General features: G+C 45.4%; 14 protein-coding genes. 7 read left to right on the top strand and 7 right to left on the bottom strand.

Going from position 1 to position 16,025, the window contains the following annotated elements; all coding sequences use genetic code 11:
- The first annotated feature begins 94 nt into the window (after positions 1 to 94).
- Complete coding sequence (gene glmM / locus NFI80_RS15070) at positions 95 to 1,507, top strand: phosphoglucosamine mutase (protein WP_235166408.1); 1,413 nt, start codon at positions 95 to 97, stop codon at positions 1,505 to 1,507.
- Entirely contained in the window at positions 1,504 to 2,652 is a 1,149-nt protein-coding gene (locus NFI80_RS15065) for a cysteine desulfurase family protein (RefSeq protein ID WP_233795193.1), read from the top strand. Before glmM ends, NFI80_RS15065 begins: the two co-directional genes overlap by 4 nt.
- Positions 2,653 to 2,668: 16 nt before the next feature.
- On the opposite strand, the gene hemH is transcribed toward NFI80_RS15065, so the two are convergent.
- The 6 genes from hemH to NFI80_RS15035 form a co-directional block, all read right to left on the bottom strand.
- Positions 2,669 to 3,739 (bottom strand): ferrochelatase, encoded by a 1,071-nt coding sequence (gene hemH, locus NFI80_RS15060; RefSeq protein WP_252172067.1) that lies wholly within the window; start codon positions 3,737 to 3,739, stop codon positions 2,669 to 2,671.
- Between the two features lie 13 nt (positions 3,740 to 3,752).
- Positions 3,753 to 4,700, bottom strand: coding sequence for an N-acetylornithine carbamoyltransferase (locus NFI80_RS15055; RefSeq protein WP_235166410.1), 948 nt, complete (start codon positions 4,698 to 4,700; stop codon positions 3,753 to 3,755).
- 34 nt (positions 4,701 to 4,734) lie between these two features.
- Positions 4,735 to 5,868, bottom strand: a complete 1,134-nt coding sequence (locus NFI80_RS15050; protein ID WP_235166411.1) for an aspartate aminotransferase family protein — start codon at positions 5,866 to 5,868, stop codon at positions 4,735 to 4,737.
- Positions 5,869 to 5,906: 38 nt separating this feature from the next.
- Complete coding sequence (gene argC / locus NFI80_RS15045; protein ID WP_235166412.1) at positions 5,907 to 6,890, bottom strand: N-acetyl-gamma-glutamyl-phosphate reductase; 984 nt, start codon at positions 6,888 to 6,890, stop codon at positions 5,907 to 5,909.
- Between the two features lie 3 nt (positions 6,891 to 6,893).
- On the bottom strand, positions 6,894 to 8,096 hold the full coding sequence (argG, locus tag NFI80_RS15040) for an argininosuccinate synthase (RefSeq protein WP_235166413.1): 1,203 nt from the start codon (positions 8,094 to 8,096) through the stop codon (positions 6,894 to 6,896).
- Positions 8,097 to 8,233: 137 nt separating this feature from the next.
- Complete coding sequence (locus NFI80_RS15035) at positions 8,234 to 8,962, bottom strand: GNAT family N-acetyltransferase (protein ID WP_233795202.1); 729 nt, start codon at positions 8,960 to 8,962, stop codon at positions 8,234 to 8,236.
- A 363-nt stretch (positions 8,963 to 9,325) separates the two neighbouring features.
- On the opposite strand from NFI80_RS15035, the gene aat reads away from it, so the two are divergent.
- The 5 genes from aat to NFI80_RS15010 all read left to right on the top strand — a co-directional run bounded on the left by aat (position 9,326) and on the right by NFI80_RS15010 (position 14,244).
- Positions 9,326 to 9,937: a leucyl/phenylalanyl-tRNA--protein transferase gene (gene aat / locus NFI80_RS15030; RefSeq protein ID WP_235166414.1), complete on the top strand. Its 612-nt coding sequence runs from the start codon at positions 9,326 to 9,328 to the stop codon at positions 9,935 to 9,937.
- 79 nt (positions 9,938 to 10,016) lie between these two features.
- A complete protein-coding gene (gene proB, locus NFI80_RS15025) occupies positions 10,017 to 11,048 on the top strand; it encodes a glutamate 5-kinase (protein WP_235166415.1) in 1,032 nt (343 codons plus the stop codon).
- Entirely contained in the window at positions 11,048 to 12,298 is a 1,251-nt protein-coding gene (locus tag NFI80_RS15020) for a glutamate-5-semialdehyde dehydrogenase (protein WP_235166416.1), read from the top strand. The genes proB and NFI80_RS15020 overlap by 1 nt, the downstream gene beginning before the upstream one ends.
- Positions 12,292 to 13,377 carry a M20 family metallo-hydrolase gene (locus NFI80_RS15015; protein ID WP_235166417.1) on the top strand — a complete coding sequence of 362 codons (1,086 nt, stop codon included), beginning with the start codon at positions 12,292 to 12,294 and terminating at the stop codon, positions 13,375 to 13,377. Before NFI80_RS15020 ends, NFI80_RS15015 begins: the two co-directional genes overlap by 7 nt.
- A 39-nt stretch (positions 13,378 to 13,416) precedes the next feature.
- Positions 13,417 to 14,244: an enoyl-CoA hydratase/isomerase family protein gene (locus tag NFI80_RS15010; protein ID WP_235166418.1), complete on the top strand. Its 828-nt coding sequence runs from the start codon at positions 13,417 to 13,419 to the stop codon at positions 14,242 to 14,244.
- Positions 14,245 to 14,273: 29 nt separating this feature from the next.
- On the opposite strand, the gene NFI80_RS15005 is transcribed toward NFI80_RS15010, so the two are convergent.
- Positions 14,274 to 15,836 (bottom strand): Rne/Rng family ribonuclease, encoded by a 1,563-nt coding sequence (locus tag NFI80_RS15005; RefSeq protein ID WP_235157044.1) that lies wholly within the window; start codon positions 15,834 to 15,836, stop codon positions 14,274 to 14,276.
- Positions 15,837 to 16,025: the final 189 nt, after the last annotated feature.

Here is a 16,025-nt window from a genome sequence, read left to right as displayed (position 1 = left end):
TAAGTCAAATGTTACTTTTGTTTCAAGAAAAATCGGACAGTAGAGAGGGAAATTTAGTATTTTTGCAACCAAACAAAAAGAGGAATTCTAGATCGTGACGTTAATTAAATCTATCTCAGGAATCAGAGGTATCGTGGGTGGAAAATCGGGTGAGGCGCTGACTCCGATTGATGTTGTTAAGTTTGCAGCGGCTTACGGGAGATGGCTGAGGCGTACAAATCCACAAAATTTAAAGGTTATTATTGGCAGGGACGCACGCTTATCCGGTGAAATGGTGAGCCGCCTTGTTGCCGGGACATTGCAGGGAGTCGGGCTTCATGTAACTGATCTTGGCCTATCCACTACGCCTACTGTTGAGATTGCCGTTACGGCCGAAGGAGCAGCAGGAGGGATTATTTTAACAGCAAGCCACAACCCGATTCAATGGAATGCGCTGAAACTGCTGAACCACGACGGAGAATTTATTTCCGAAGAAGAAGGTGCAGAAGTTTTGCGGATTGCCGATGAGGAAGATTTTGTTTTTGTTGACGTTAAAAAATTGGGAAGCTACACTGCGGATGATACATATTTACAAAAGCATATAGATCAGGTTCTTGCACTTCCATTGGTGGATGTGGAAGCCATTACGAATGCAAATTTCAGGATCGTTGTTGATGCTGTCAATTCTACGGGCGGGATCGTTGTTCCGATGCTCCTGGAAGCATTAGGTGTTTCTACAAAGAACATTAAGAAGTTAAATTGCGAGCCAACCGGCAATTTCGCACACAATCCGGAGCCACTTCCTGAACATTTGCGTGAAATCAGCAAAGAACTGAATGATGGTTCTTTCAATCTCGGCATTGTCGTGGATCCGGATGTGGATCGTCTGGCGCTGATGTGCGAAGACGGAACGCCGTTTGGCGAAGAATATACATTGGTGGCCGTTGCGGATTATGTATTGAAAAACACACCTGGTAACACGGTTTCCAACTTGTCGTCTACGGCCGCATTGCGTGATGTGACGATTAAGGCAGGAGGAAAATATTTTGCTTCGGCAGTAGGCGAGGTAAATGTTGTAAATATGATGAAAGCGAACCAGGCGATTATTGGTGGTGAAGGAAATGGCGGGGTGATTTATCCTGAAAGCCATTACGGACGTGATGCTTTGGTTGGAATTGCTTTATTTCTGACGCATCTGGCTAAGTTTGGCAAGACTGCTTCTGTGCTGCGCCGCTCATACCCAAGCTATTATATTTCAAAAAATAAGATCGAGCTGACGCCGGATATCAATGTGGACAACATTCTAAGCCGCATTCAAACGCGTTATTCCAAGCAGCCATTGAACACAATTGATGGTGTGCGCATTGAATTTGACAGGGAATGGGTGCATTTGCGCAAGTCGAATACTGAGCCGATTATTCGCATTTACTCAGAGTCGGAAACGCAAACGACTGCCATTAACCTTGCGAACAAGATCATTTCAGACATTAAGGAGATCATCTCTGAGCCAAAAAACAGGCAACAATGAAAGTTTATTTGGACAACGCTGCTACTACGCGCCTTGATCCGGAAGTGTTGGAGGTTATGTTGCCGCTTATGACCGAGCAATTCGGCAATCCTTCTTCCATACATTCTTTTGGGAGGGCAGTCAGGTCATCTATAGAAAAAGCCAGAAAAAGCATTGCAGGGATTTTAAATGCAGCTCCTGCGGAAATATTCTTTACATCAGGCGGCACGGAAGCAGATAACACAGCGATCCGTTCCAGCATTGAAACACTTGGATTAAAACACGCCATCACGTCCCGCATCGAGCATCATGCCGTTTTGCACACACTCGAACATCTTCAAAAGTCGGGACAAATTCAGCTGAGTTTTGTTAATCTTAACGAAAAAGGAGAGGTTGATTTACAGCATTTGGAAACATTGCTGCAATCCAATTCCCGCTCACTGGTTTCGTTAATGCATGGCAACAACGAAATAGGTAATTTGCTCGATCTGGAAGCAGTAGGCGACATTTGCGAAAAATACAATGCTGTTTTTCACAGTGACACGGTGCAGACGATGGGTCATTATAACCATGATCTTCAGAAGTTGAAAACCCATTTCATCGTCGGTGCAGCCCATAAATTCAATGGTCCGAAAGGCGTTGGTTTCCTTTACATGCGTCCGGGAATTAAAATTGCTCCCTTCGTACACGGAGGCGCGCAGGAGCGTAACATGCGTGGCGGAACGGAAAACATTTACGGCATTGTGGGCTTAGCGAAAGCATTGGAAATCGCCTACCGCGACATGGATGCGCACCGCAGGCACATTGAAAGCCTGAAACTGCGCATGATAGGCAAATTGACGAACAGCATTGATGGCATTACATTCAACGGCAATTCGGCGGATTTGGACAAAAGTCTTTACACTGTGCTGAATGTCAGCTTGCCGCCTTCTGATATTAGTGATATGCTACTTTTTAACCTGGATATTGCAGGCGTCGCAGTCTCAGGAGGAAGCGCTTGCGCCAGTGGAACGGAAATCGGCTCACACGTGCTGACGGAGCTGAAAATTGATGAGAACCGCGCTAATGTTCGTTTCTCTTTTGGAAAATATAATACGGAAGAGGAGATTGATTATGCCGTGCATACGCTGGCGGAATTATATAAAAAGGAAAGTGTAGTTTTATAAAGCAAAAAAGCGGTTATCAAACCGCTTTTTTTATGATGTCTTCCAAAGTTTCGATCCAGATATCACTGTCATTCAAGCTCTCCACCAGCTGCCAGTGCTGACCGCCTTCTTTCTCGAAAATCTCTTTATATTCTTCACCAACTTCAATCGTTGTTTCCAGACAATCGGCAACGAATGCGGGCGAAAACGCAAGGACGCTTTTTACACCTTTTTTGGTCAATTCAGGAATTACTTCATCCGTGTAAGGCCTTATCCAGGGATTTTTGCCCAATCTAGATTGAAAGCAAGTTGTATAAGTGCCTTCTTTCAAGCCTAAGCCTTTCACCAGCAAACGAGTCGTTTCAAAGCATTGCGCACGATAGCAATGTTGGTTTCTTGCATCCAAATGATCGCAGCAGGATCCGAATTGGCAGAAACTGCCTGTTACATCGCCTTTTGTAATCTGTCTTTCAGGCAATCCGTGGTAACTGAAAACAACATGGTCATACTGCTGCTGCGCCATGTATTTTTTTCCCAGATTCACAAAACCTTCAACGAATTTAGGATGATCCAGGAAGCGGTTGATGAATTTAATCTCAGGCAAAACTTCCCAGTCCTGCACCACGCGCATCACTTCTTTGTATACAGAACCCGTTGACGCTGAGGCATATTGAGGGAAAAATGGAACGACAATGATTTCAGAAAGTGTTTGTTTTCTTAGTTCTTTCAAACCGTTTTCAATGCTCGGGCTTTGGTAACGCATCGCAAGTTCTACAACATAATCATCACCGAGCACGCGCTGCAATTTTTCCTTAACCGAAAAGCCGTAAATTTTCAAAGGAGATCCGTCCGGTCTCCAAAGCTGCTTGTAAACCTTGGCCGATTTTGGGGCCCTGAATGGTGCGATTATGAGGTTAATCAGCATCCAGCGGTTAATGTATGGAATGTCGATCACGCGCTCGTCCATCAGGAACTCACGCAGATATTTGCGCACATCCGGCACGGACGGGCTATCCGGCGTTCCCAGATTTACGATCAGGACACCCGTTTTGCGGACCGATTTCATGTTTATTGAGCTATCTGGCTGTGCCAATGTTTCGGTATTCATTCTTTCAATCATTTCAAATATGTAGCAAAACCTCGCGTAACGCCGCCTGCGCAGACCATTCGCGGTTTGCCGCTTGTTCAATCACCAATGATCTTGGTCCATCCAAAACCTCATCCGCCACCTTCATATTCCGGCGCAATGGCAGGCAATGCATGAATTTACCATTATCCGTCAAGGACATTTTCGCTTCCGTAATCATCCAGGAAGGATCGCTCGTCAAAACCTGTCCATAATGCTGGTAAGACGACCAGTTTTTGCCATAAACAAAGTCAGCACCTTCCAAAGCCTTATCCTGATCATAAATAACCTGACCTTTTCCAACAAATTCCGGCGCAAGATCATAACCTTCGGGATGCGTGATCACAAGTTCCACATCCATTGGGTTCATCCATTCGCAAAACGAATTGGCAACGGCCTGCGGCAATGCTTTGAAATGCGGTAACCACGTCAAAACGACCTTAGGGCGCTGTTTGATCTTAAATTCTTCAATGGTAATGCAGTCTGCAAGGGATTGTAACGGATGCCTTGTGGCCGATTCAAGATTAATGATCGGCACGTCAGCGTATTTTTTAAATTGCTGAAAAACGATCTCGGCATAATCCTTTTCCCGGTCCTGCAATCCGGCAAACGAGCGGATTCCGATAATATCGCAATAACTGCCGATTACAGCCGCAGCTTCCTTCACGTGCTCGGCCTTATCACCGTTCATGATCACGCCATCCTCCATTTCCAAACCCCATCCATCCTGGCCAACATTCATCATAATCACATTAAGCCCAAGGTTTTGCGCAGCTTTCTGCGTGCTGATCCTCGTTCTCAAACTTGAATTGAAAAATAGCAGTCCGATGGTTTTGTTTTTTCCTAACTCAATGTCTGCAAATGGGTTACGCTTGGCGGCGATGCCATTTGAGATCAGCTGGTTCAGGTCGGTTACGTCGTTAATGGAAAGAAAGTGTTTCATTCAGTTCGGTAATTTCTGCGGCGTTTAGGTTATATTAAATGGCAACGGAAGTCTCTTTTTTTAATGCTTCCAGGAATTGATCGGCCTCTTCTTTGCCCAAAGCAAGCGAAGGCAGCAAACGAATGGTGTTGGCGCCCGCCACTCCTGTGAACATTTTATAGTCGAACAAAAGTTTGTTGCGAAGGTCCTTAACCGGGAAATCATACTCAATCCCGATCATTAACCCGCGTCCTCTCAGCTCTTTATATCCGCCAATTTCTTCGATTCCTTTCAAAAGATAATCGCCGATTTCCGCGGCGTTATCGAGCAAGTTTTCATCCTTCATGATATCCAGGACCGCGACGCCAGCCGCACAAGCCAGGTGATTCCCGCCAAAAGTGGTTCCCAGCATTCCATAACTCGCTTTGAACTTTGGAGAAATCAGGATTCCTCCGATCGGGAAGCCGTTGCCCATTCCTTTGGCCATGGAAATAATATCCGGATCGATGCCGCTGAACTGGTGCGAGAAGAATTTTCCGGTCCGGCCATAACCACACTGCACGCTGTCCAAAATCAGCACAGCGCCGGTTTCGTCACATTTGCGTCTTAATGTTTGCAAGAATTCATCCGAGCTCACATTAATCCCGCCAACACCTTGAATTCCTTCCACGATCACTGCGCAAACTTCATCCGTAATGCCGCTTTCCGCAGCCTGCACATCATTAAACGGCAGGAATGTTACATGTTCTTTATAATTAACCGGCGCAACAATCGAAGCATTGTCCGTCGCCGCGACCGCACCAGCCGTCCGGCCATGAAACGATTTTGTAAACGAAATAACCTTCTTGCGACCGTTGTGGAAAGAAGCCAGCTTCAACGCATTCTCATTCGCCTCCGCGCCGGAGTTGCATAAAAACAGCTTATAATCCGGATAGCCCGAAAGTTCGCCCAGCTTCTCAGCCAATTCCTCCTGCAAAGAAATCTTCACCGAATTCGAATAAAAACTAATCGCATTCAGCTGCTTCGTGAGCATATCCACATAATAAGGATGGCAATGCCCAACCGAGATCACCGCATGCCCGCCATAAAGGTCGAGATACTTGGTCCCATTCTGGTCCCACAAATAACTCCCCTGCGCCTTCACCGGCTCTATATCGTAGATGGGGTAAACATCGAATAAGTGTGACATGGCTTGAATTGTTATGTCTTTAAATGGGTGTTAATAATTTAAAACGCCGGCGCTTTCAACCTCAACCCCGCATCTTCCGGCAAATCAAATAGCAAGTTCATATTCTGAACTGCTTGTCCCGAAGCGCCTTTTGTGAGGTTATCGATAATGCTGCTTATTAATAGCTGTCCATCGTGCACTTCCAGATTGATAAAGCATTTGTTGGTGTTTACGACTTGTTTCAAATCAATCGGTGCGTCGCTTACGTGCGTGAATGGGTGTGAGGCGTAGAAGCTTTTGTAAATGCTTTTAGCTTCTTCCAATGTTCCTTCATAGGCTGTATAGACATTCGCCATGATGCCGCGTGTATAATCGCCGCGGTAAGGAACGAAGTTGATCGCGTTGTCAAACCCATCCTGCAATTTGCCCAAACTCATCTTGATCTCGGTCAAATGCTGGTGCGTAAAAGCTTTATAAATAGAAATATTATTACTTCGCCAACTGAAATGCGTCGTCGCACTTAATGCCTGACCTGCACCTGTGCTGCCCGTAACCGCGCTTACGTGAATGTCGTCCTTTATTAATCCAGCCTCAGCCAATGGCAAAATTGCGAGTTCAATGCTTGTAGCAAAGCAACCGGGATTGGCCACTTTCGTTGCTGTCTTAATCTTTTCCCGTTGCAACTCTGGCAATCCGTAAACGAAGCCATTTGACTCATCACGGAAATCCGTGCTCAGGTCAATGATCTTTACATTTTCCGGAACATTATACTCATTCAGAAACTTCTGTGATTCGCCATGTCCTGAGCAAAGGAAAATCGCATGAAGATCCGTCTGATTCAAAAGCGTCTGAATCTCATCTCCCGAAAAAGCCAGATCCGTATCGCCAAGTAAATCCGTATGCGTCGCATAAACCGGTTTTCCAACCTGGCTTTTACTATGCGCGAAAGCAATGGTTGCACTTGGGTGATTGAGCAATATTCTGATCAGTTCTCCGCCTGTGTAACCCGCAGCGCCTATTATGCCTATGTTAATGTTGTTCATTGCCTAGTTGTTGGCTGACTCGCTCACCTTCTGATAAATCATCACCTGGTTGGAAGCCACTTTTGAAAATCCTCTTACGTCGTCGCCGGTCCAGGCGTTGTTCATTTCACCGTAGCTGCCAAATTTTGATGACATCAGGTCAAATGGTGATTCGATTCCTTCCACGTGGAAGCGGTAAGGTGCCAGGTGAACATGCACTTTTCCGGTTACATGTGACTGTGTATCAGTAAGGAACGTTTCAATGTTACGCATCACCGGCTCTACGAACTGACCTTTGTGCAGCAAGCTGCCATACCAGTTAGAAAGTTGTTCTTTCCAATAAAGCTGCTGCTCGCTCAGCACGTGTTTTTCCAAAGTATGATGCGCCTTAATGATGATCAATGGAGCCGCAGCTTCAAAACCAACGCGGCCTTTAATCCCGATAATCGTATCTCCTACGTGAATGTCACGTCCAATCCCGAAAGGCTGCGCAATAGCGGCTAATTTTTGAATGGCCTGAACCGGATTTTCAAAACTTTCGCCTGCAACGCCTTTCAGTTCACCTTTTACAAATTCAATCGTGATTGTCTCGGGCTCCGTTTTAGTGATTTGCGTAGGCCAGGCCGATTCCGGCAGATATTGATCAGAGGTTAATGTTTCTTTTCCACCAACCGAAGTGCCCCAAAGGCCTTTGTTAATGCTATATGCAGCCTTAGCCCATTCACGGCCAACGCCTTTATTTGTTAAATATTCAATTTCTGCCTCGCGTGAGAGTTTCAGGTCGCGGATCGGTGTAATGATCTCAGCCTCAGGAATGATAATGCGAAAAGCCATGTCAAAACGAACCTGATCATTTCCAGCTCCGGTGCTTCCATGCGCAATCGCATTAGCCCCGATTTCCTTTGCATATTCAGCAACTGCCACAGCCTGGAAAACACGCTCAGCGCTTACCGAAAGCGGATAAGTATTGTTTTTAAGGATATTCCCGAAAATCAGATATTTGATACAATCATTATAGTAATCACTTGTCTTTGTGATCGTTGCATGCTGTTTCACACCCAAAGCATACGCATTGGCCTCAATTGTTTTCAGTTCTTCATCCGAAAAACCGCCTGTATCAACCAAAACCGAATGGACTTCGTAACCTTTGTCTTCGGCTAAATATTTTACACAAAAAGAGGTGTCTAATCCACCGCTGAACGCTAATACTACTTTGGGTTGTGACATTATATTAAAATCTGATTCTGACTAAATGCTTAAATTGGAGTACAAAAGTAACAAAAAAATACCTCGCTTCGGGCCAAAAAACGGCTGCCGGGCGAGGTATTTAAGAGATATATAAATCTGTAAATAAAGGCTGTACTTTAATGTACGAGCAATGTGCCGGCGTTTTTCTTTTTAGCGCGTTCTTCCCTTCGCAACAAAATGCGTTGCTTAATGCGCATCCAGCGCTCGTACAAGCTCGATTCTTTCAGGAAATCCCAGGAATGTTTTTCTGGCTCCACGCCAACCGTAACTGCCACTTCCTCTTTCTTTTTATCCTCAGGATTATACATCATTCCTGTGCATAGGCAATGTTTTCTGCCGGTCCGGGTCAATACATCGTAATTAACACAGCTTGCACACCCTTTCCAGAAAGCGTCATCAGCAGGTAACTCACTGAAAGTCACAGGCTCGTAACCCAGGTCGGAATTGATTTTCATCACGGGCAAACTGGTTGTAATGCCAATGATCTTTGCATCAGGATATTTTTGGCGCGATAATTCAAAAGCTTTCTGCTTGATGGCTTTTGCCATTCCGCTGTTACGGAAGTCAGGATGTACGATTAAGCCGGAATTTGCCACAAATTTGCCGTGTTCCCACGTTTCAATGTAACAAAAACCTACCCATTCGCCGGTGTCGGTGGTTGCGATGATCGCTTTCCCTTCCACCATTTTTTCCATTATATATACAGGAGAACGTTTGGCGATACCAGTACCACGCTTTTTGGCGCTCTCTTCCATCTCTGCGCAAATTGTATCCGCAAAGTGAAGATGATTTTCATTGGCAGTCTGCACTATAAACTTACTGCCCACTACTTCGGTATTTTTCATTGATGGCGATTCTGACAAAAATGTTCGAAACAATAGTTATTACACCCAGAGAAAACGATGGGACGTTTTGAAAATTGGAAAAGTTGGTGGGTATAAAAGTTTTACCACGTAGGTAAAAAGAAATTATGCGGTCCGGGGGGACCTGAATCGAAAAGGCGTAGTATGAAGAACAGTATGTATGCCGTTGTCGTTCATTGACTTGCTAATGCGTCTAAGAGGCTGCAAATTTTGAAAAAAAAATTGTCACTCCAAAGAAACAGAAGATATATTTTTATGGTTCGATTTTGAATAAAAGTTTTTATTACTTACCCGCTTGCGTTTTGTACAAAACCGAGGCATACCCATTTTTAAAATATGACTTCCATGTCAGCAATCAGTACAGATGACCTTTTGAACGGATATATAAATGGGATTTTCCCAATGGCCGAGGCGGACGGGACCATTTATTGGTATTCGCCAAACCCCCGCGCCATTATTCCCATTGACACCTATAAACCTTCCAAATCCCTTCGGCCTGTTTTGAATAAAAAATACTTTGATATCAGGGTTAACTGGGATTTTGAAGGCGTGATGCGCGGCTGCTCAGCGCCACGGGCTACGGAGCCTGGAACGTGGATTTCTGAGGAGATCATTGCGTCTTACACCGCACTGCATGAGCTCGGTTATGCGCACAGCGTGGAGACTTATCGCGAAAACAAGCTCGTAGGAGGGCTTTATGGCGTTTCGATCAATGGTGTTTTCTTTGGGGAATCGATGTTTTCGTATGAAAGCAATGCTTCGAAGGTGGCATTTCATTATCTGATCCAAATCCTGCGAATGAACCGCTTTGTGTTGCTCGATACACAGTTTATCAATGACAATGTGCTGCGTTATGGGGCTATTGAAATCCCGCGTGAGCACTATCTGCACCAGCTGGAAAATGCTTTAAAGCTGAAAAGACGTTTCAACGGCAAAGTGCTGGAAGACATTCTTTGAATAATTTTCTACTTTTAGGCTCAGATTTCAGACTTGGGACCGCCCGTTGGCTTGCGTCCCGTTCAAGCCCTATTTTAAAGTGTCAAAACCAATACTCGTAATCAAATTCGGGACTGCCTCCATAACCCTTCCCTCCGGTGAACCGGACGTCAGGATCATTTCGGAAATAGCACGGCAGGTCTCGGAGATCCATTCGCAATACAGGATTATCATTGTTTCTTCTGGCGCTGTGGGCGCGGGGAAGGCTTATATACAGGATTACAAAGGCTCGATGACGCAGCGGAAAGCAGCCGCGTCTGTTGGAAATCCGCTTCTGGTGGGTTTGTACGCATCTTATTTTGCGCCAAATAAAATTTATATTGCCCAAAGTCTGTGCGAAAGACAGCATTTTGCCAACCGCGCCAAGTTTCTGCAATTGAAAGAAACGTTCGAGGAATTGTGGGAAAACAACATTATTCCCATCGTGAATGAGAACGACGTTGTAAGCGACCGTGAATTGAAATTTTCGGATAATGATGAGCTGGCCACATTGTTGGCCGTGGGTTTTGGGGCTGAATCGCTGATGTTTTGCACGTCGGTGGGCGGTTTGCTGGACGAGCACGGCAACATTCTCAGGAACGTATCCAATGTGAACGAGGTTTTCAAATTTGTAAGGACTGATAAATCTTTCCTCGGTCTGGGCGGAATGGCCTCGAAGCTGACATTCGCGAAACTGGCCGCAAGAATGGCGATTAAGGTCGTTATTTTTGGAATGAAGCAGGAAGATGAGTTGCTTGAAGCGTTGGGAGGAAACGCGGGAACATTGATAAACCCCGGCAAAAGCACACTTTCTGCCCGAAACAGGTGGTTAGGAAGCGGCGGGCTCGTTTCCGGAACATTGCAGATCGACGAAGGCGCATCGAAAGCATTATTAAAAAGAAAAAGCTTACTGGCCGTGGGCGTGATGGAAGTAACGGGCGAATTTGAGGCCGGTGAAATCATCGAAATTTACACAGCAGCCGGCGAAATGGTCGCTGTTGCGCGCGCCAGGGAAAATTCGGCCGCTATCCGGGCCAATTTGAAGACAATGAATTTTGAAGTGGCGCATGCCAACGACATCGTACTATTATAATGGAATCCATTTTACCTCTTTTAGAACAAACCCAAAAGGCAGCAGCCTCGGTCAGGAACCTGACGGGCCAGCAGCGGTCGGACCTTTTGCTGAACATTGCTGCTCAGGTGCAGGCGAATGTTGCTAACATTATCACGGCTAATCAGAAAGACCTTGATGTGATGGACGACACCGACCCGAAAAAGGACCGGTTGTTGTTGAACGAACAAAGGATTCAGGCACTGGCGCAAAGTCTGCGTGATGTGGCGGCTTTACCGGATCCGAGCGGCGAAGTGCTTTTGGAGCGTACAATTGAGCAGGGTTTGTCGCTGCGTAAAATAGCCGTTCCGCTGGGTGTAGTGGGGGTTATTTACGAATCGCGGCCCAATGTTACGCTGGACGTGGCGTCGCTATGCCTGCGTTCGGGCAATGCGTGTGTGTTAAAAGGAGGCAAGGAAGCGCATTACTCGAACTTGTTTCTGGTGGGTTTGATCCACCGCGCATTAATAGAATTTGATATTGATCCTGCGGCAGTAATGTTACTTCCCACGGATAGAAAGTTTGTAACCGAGCTGCTTACTGCGACGCGATTTGTAGACATTATCATCCCAAGAGGATCGGAAAGTCTGATCAAATTTGTGCGTGAGAACTCGCTCGTTCCGACTATTGAAACGGGCGCAGGCGTTTGTCATACATATATTGAAAAAACGGGTGATCTCGACAAAGCAGCTGCGATTGTGGTGAATGCAAAGGTTTCCCGGCCATCGGTTTGCAATTCTCTGGATACGATTTTAGTAGACAGGGAAGTGGCAGCTGAACTGTTACCGAAGCTGAAAGCTGATTTTATCAAGTGGAATGTCGAGATTTTTGCCGACGACACTTCTTATGCGATCTTTAAAGAAGATGGTTATCCAATGCTACAGCATGCTGAGGAAGATGATTTTGGGAGGGAATTTTTGGATTACAAATGTTCGGTTAAGGTTGTAAATGGTTTAGATGAGGCTTTGGAGCATATCAGGGCACATTCTTCCAGGCATTCCGAGGCAATCATTTCAAAGGACGAAGTTAAAATTGAACGGTTTTTAAGAGAAGTGGATGCGGCTGCTGTTTATGCCAATGCTTCTACCCGTTTTACGGACGGCGCTGTTTTCGCGTTAGGCGCAGAAATTGGCATATCCACCCAAAAATTGCACGCACGCGGACCTTTCGCTCTGGAAAAGCTCGTAACAGAAAAATGGATTGTTAAAGGGGACGGGCAAGTAAGATGGTAAACGCATTGGAAAACATACTAACATTGACAAATGAGGCGATTGCGCTGCTGAAAAGCCTGATCGAAACACCTTCATTCAGTAAGGAAGAAGACAAAACTGCGCAACTGATTGCAGCATATTTTGAATCAAAAAACATTCCGTTTCAACAAAAAAAGAACAATCTGTGGGCCTATAACCGCCATTTTGATAAGCATAAGCCAACATTGCTTTTGAACTCTCACCATGATACGGTCAAGCCTAATAAATCCTGGACGTTAGACCCGTTCAAGGCGATTGCTGAAGACGATAAGTTGTTCGGATTAGGCAGTAATGATGCCGGTGGTTGCCTGGTTTCGCTGATTGCCACATTCTGTTACTTTTTTGATAAAACAGATCTTGCTTATAACATTGCCATTGCAACAACTGCCGAAGAGGAAATTTCCGGAAAAGAAGGGCTCGAAATCGTTGTCCCTGAGTTGCCTGAAATTGCATTCGCCATCGTTGGAGAACCGACTGAAATGCATCTGGCAGTTGCTGAAAAAGGATTGCTGGTTTTGGATTGCACGGCAAAAGGAAAATCTGGTCACGCGGCACGGGAAGAAGGTGATAATGCCATTTACAAAGCATTGAAGGACATTAACTGGATCCGGGAATACAAGTTTCCAAAGGTTTCACCCACATTAGGACCCGTGAAAATGTCCGTAACGATCATTAATGCAGGAACGCAGCATAATGTCGTTCCCGACGCCTGCAACTTCACAATTGACGTGCGTGTAACGGATCAATATACATTGGAGGAGGTCATTGAAGTCATTCAAAACAACATTCAATCCGAGGTTTCTGCAAGATCGATCCGTTTGCGGCCTTCGAGCATTCCGATGGATCATCCGATTGTGCTGGAAGGCTTGAAGCTGGGACGGGAAGCATATGGTTCGCCCACAACCTCTGACCAGGCGTTGCTCGATTGTCCATCGTTAAAAATGGGCCCGGGACATTCGGGACGCTCGCATAGTGCGGATGAATTTATCTATCTTCATGAGATTGAGGCGGGAATCAAGCAATATATAACGATGCTCGAAGGTGTCGTAAATAAGGCTTAACAAACATTCCGCTATTCCATAACGCCAACAAGCGCCTGTATGCGGTTTTATTCAGAAGAAGACGTCCAGCATTTCGATTCGGTGAAGCTTTTGTACATCAAAACTTCATTTGCCAATCATATATTCACCATCACGCTAAGCCGTCCCGAAAAGCGCAATGCCTTCACGCCGGGTATGGCGGAGGAAATCGTCTTCGCATTGGCATATGCACATTATCATAATGACGTGCGATGCCTGATAATCAATGCAGAAGGTTCCGTTTTCTGTGCAGGTGCCGATTTAAATGCTTTCCACAACGTTTCCGCAGACATCAAGAATCCTACATTGCCGCCAATCAGCGAAGAGGCGAAGTTAGGGGATGCATTTAATGAAATTTGTAAGCCCATTATTGCACAGGTTGAAGGTCCGGTTTTGGCGGGCGGCTTCCTGATCATTTGTGGCTGCACATTCGTTTTTAGTGTAAATAATGCAGTTTTCAGCTTGCCAGAAGTTAAGCGCGGCATATGGCCCATGCAGGTTATGGCCTCACTTAGCCAGATTGTCCCTCCGCGGAAAATGTTGGAAATGTGCATTACAGGCAAAAGCTACAATGCCGATGAAGCGCTTGAATTGGGCCTGGTAACCCACATTGCAGAAGCCGAAAGCATTGTGCAGGAAGTTCAGGAAATGGCTGTGCAAATTTGCGGGAATGCTCCTTACTCAATTCACCAAGGCATGAAAGCTTTTCAAAAGTTGAAGCAAATGCCGGAAAGCGAAAAGCACAGTTTTCTCAAAGCAGAATTAGATGAAATTCTTGCTTCCGAAGATGCAAAAGAAGGAGTGCTGGCTTTTAAAGAAAAAAGAAGCCCGAACTGGAAAGGGAAATGACGGTGAATGCTAGAATTTAAATCGGGCTGTTAATTACCCGGAACAATCTCAATTTCCTCGCCGTAACGGTTGTGGAATTTGAAGTCGACCACACCCAGCGAAGTATCTTTGATCAGCTTCACCCAAGTTTTGTAATGGAAAAGCCACTTTACTTGCTCTGAGATTAATCCCTTTGTAAAATAAGAATGCAGGAATGGATGAAGTGAAATGGTGATTCCACGCTCATTTTGCTTGGTCAGAATGTAATCCAGGTTATTAGCAATTACATCCGAAACCAGAATACTCGCCTGAATAGTGCCCGTTCCGCCGCAAGTAGGGCATGTTTCGCGGGTTACAATGTTCATTTCAGGCCGTACGCGCTGACGGGTAATTTGCAGCAGACCGAATTTTGAAAGCGGCAAGATCGTGTATTTCGACCGGTCACCCTTCATTTCGTCGCGCATTGTATCGAAAAGAACGCGTTTGTTTTCCGCCTTCTTCATATCGATAAAATCGACCACAATAATCCCGCCCATATCGCGAAGCCGCAACTGACGGGCAATTTCTTTGGCTGCTTCGAGGTTGACGCTCAATGCAGTCGCTTCCTGATCTTCCTCTGAATTGGACTTGTTACCGCTGTTTACGTCGATAACGTGCAGCGCCTCAGTATGTTCTATAATCAGGTAACCGCCATTCGGCAAACTTACAGAACGTCCGAAAAGGGATTTGATCTGCTTTTCAAGACCAAATTGTTCGAAGATTTTATTCTTACCATTGTGCAGTTTCAGAATGTTTTCCTTGTCCGGCGCAATGTTGTGAATGTAAGCCTTAATGTCGTCGTAGACCTCTTTGGAATCAACTGTAATGCTGTCGAATGATTCATTCAGCATGTCGCGGATGATGGAAGAAGCGCGGTTCATTTCACCTATAACCCTATCGCGAGGCTTGGCATCTTTCAATGCTTTGATCCCGTTTTCCCACTTGTCGAGGCAATCCTGCAAATCTTTATTCAGCTCATCCACATCCTTCCCAGTTGCAACGGTGCGGATAATGACACCGAAGTTGGCAGGCTTAATGGACGACATCAGACGCTGCAGGCGGTTGCGCTCAGCTTTGTCAGTGATCTTTTTGGAAAGGTTTACAGAATTTGAAAACGGCACCAGCACAATATAGCGGCCGGCAATCGAAATGTCGCAGGAAAGTCTGGGACCTTTTGTAGAAATAGGCTCCTTAACGATCTGAACAAGAATAGGCTGGTTTTTGGAAAGTACCTTATCAATTTTACCAAGCTTCTCGATTTCGGGCTCCATCTTGAAGTTATTCAATTTGCCCGAAGTCTGACGCTTCGATATTACGTCCTTGGTCAGTTTGTTGAGGGAATTGATATTTGGCCCAAGATCTAGATAATGCAGAAACGCATCTTTTTCAAAACCGACATCAACAAACGCGGCATTAAGCCCCGCTACCAGCTTCCTGACCGTACCGAGGTAAATATCCCCCACGGTAAAGCTTTGATCCGGTGTTTCGACGTGATATTCTAAAAGACGTTTATCCTGCAAAAGGGCTATACGTTCTCCCTTTTGAGTAGAATTGATTAGTAATTCGTTACTCAATGTTCAACCAACTGAATGGCTATATAATGTTGATACTTAACCTCCACTTTCAGAATGAAAGGGGCAATACATACGAGGGGAAGAAGGCATGACCGGACTTTTTTGAAAATCCGGTCATGGTATATTATTTCTTCTTATGTCTGTTTTTTCTAAGTCTTTTCTTTCTCTTGTGAGTGGAAATCTTATGTC

Source organism: Dyadobacter chenhuakuii (assembly GCF_023821985.2).
GTDB classification, from domain to species: domain Bacteria; phylum Bacteroidota; class Bacteroidia; order Cytophagales; family Spirosomataceae; genus Dyadobacter; species Dyadobacter chenhuakuii.
This window is presented reverse-complemented; position numbering and strand designations above follow the sequence as displayed.

Bases quoted from the DNA above. Each gene is read 5' to 3' on its own strand.
- NFI80_RS15050 (WP_235166411.1), bottom strand. From the start codon at position 5,868: ATGTCACACTTATTCGATGTTTACCCCATCTACGATATAGAGCCGGTG.
- NFI80_RS15065 (WP_233795193.1), top strand. From the start codon at position 1,504: ATGAAAGTTTATTTGGACAACGCTGCTACTACGCGCCTTGATCCGGAA.
- aat (WP_235166414.1), top strand. From the start codon at position 9,326: ATGTCAGCAATCAGTACAGATGACCTTTTGAACGGATATATAAATGGG.
- NFI80_RS15055 (WP_235166410.1), bottom strand. From the start codon at position 4,700: ATGAAACACTTTCTTTCCATTAACGACGTAACCGACCTGAACCAGCTG.
- NFI80_RS15035 (WP_233795202.1), bottom strand. From the start codon at position 8,962: ATGAAAAATACCGAAGTAGTGGGCAGTAAGTTTATAGTGCAGACTGCC.
- NFI80_RS15020 (WP_235166416.1), top strand. From the start codon at position 11,048: ATGGAATCCATTTTACCTCTTTTAGAACAAACCCAAAAGGCAGCAGCC.
- NFI80_RS15015 (WP_235166417.1), top strand. From the start codon at position 12,292: ATGGTAAACGCATTGGAAAACATACTAACATTGACAAATGAGGCGATT.
- hemH (WP_252172067.1), bottom strand. From the start codon at position 3,739: ATGAATACCGAAACATTGGCACAGCCAGATAGCTCAATAAACATGAAA.
- NFI80_RS15010 (WP_235166418.1), top strand. From the start codon at position 13,417: ATGCGGTTTTATTCAGAAGAAGACGTCCAGCATTTCGATTCGGTGAAG.
- argG (WP_235166413.1), bottom strand. From the start codon at position 8,096: ATGTCACAACCCAAAGTAGTATTAGCGTTCAGCGGTGGATTAGACACC.
- argC (WP_235166412.1), bottom strand. From the start codon at position 6,890: ATGAACAACATTAACATAGGCATAATAGGCGCTGCGGGTTACACAGGC.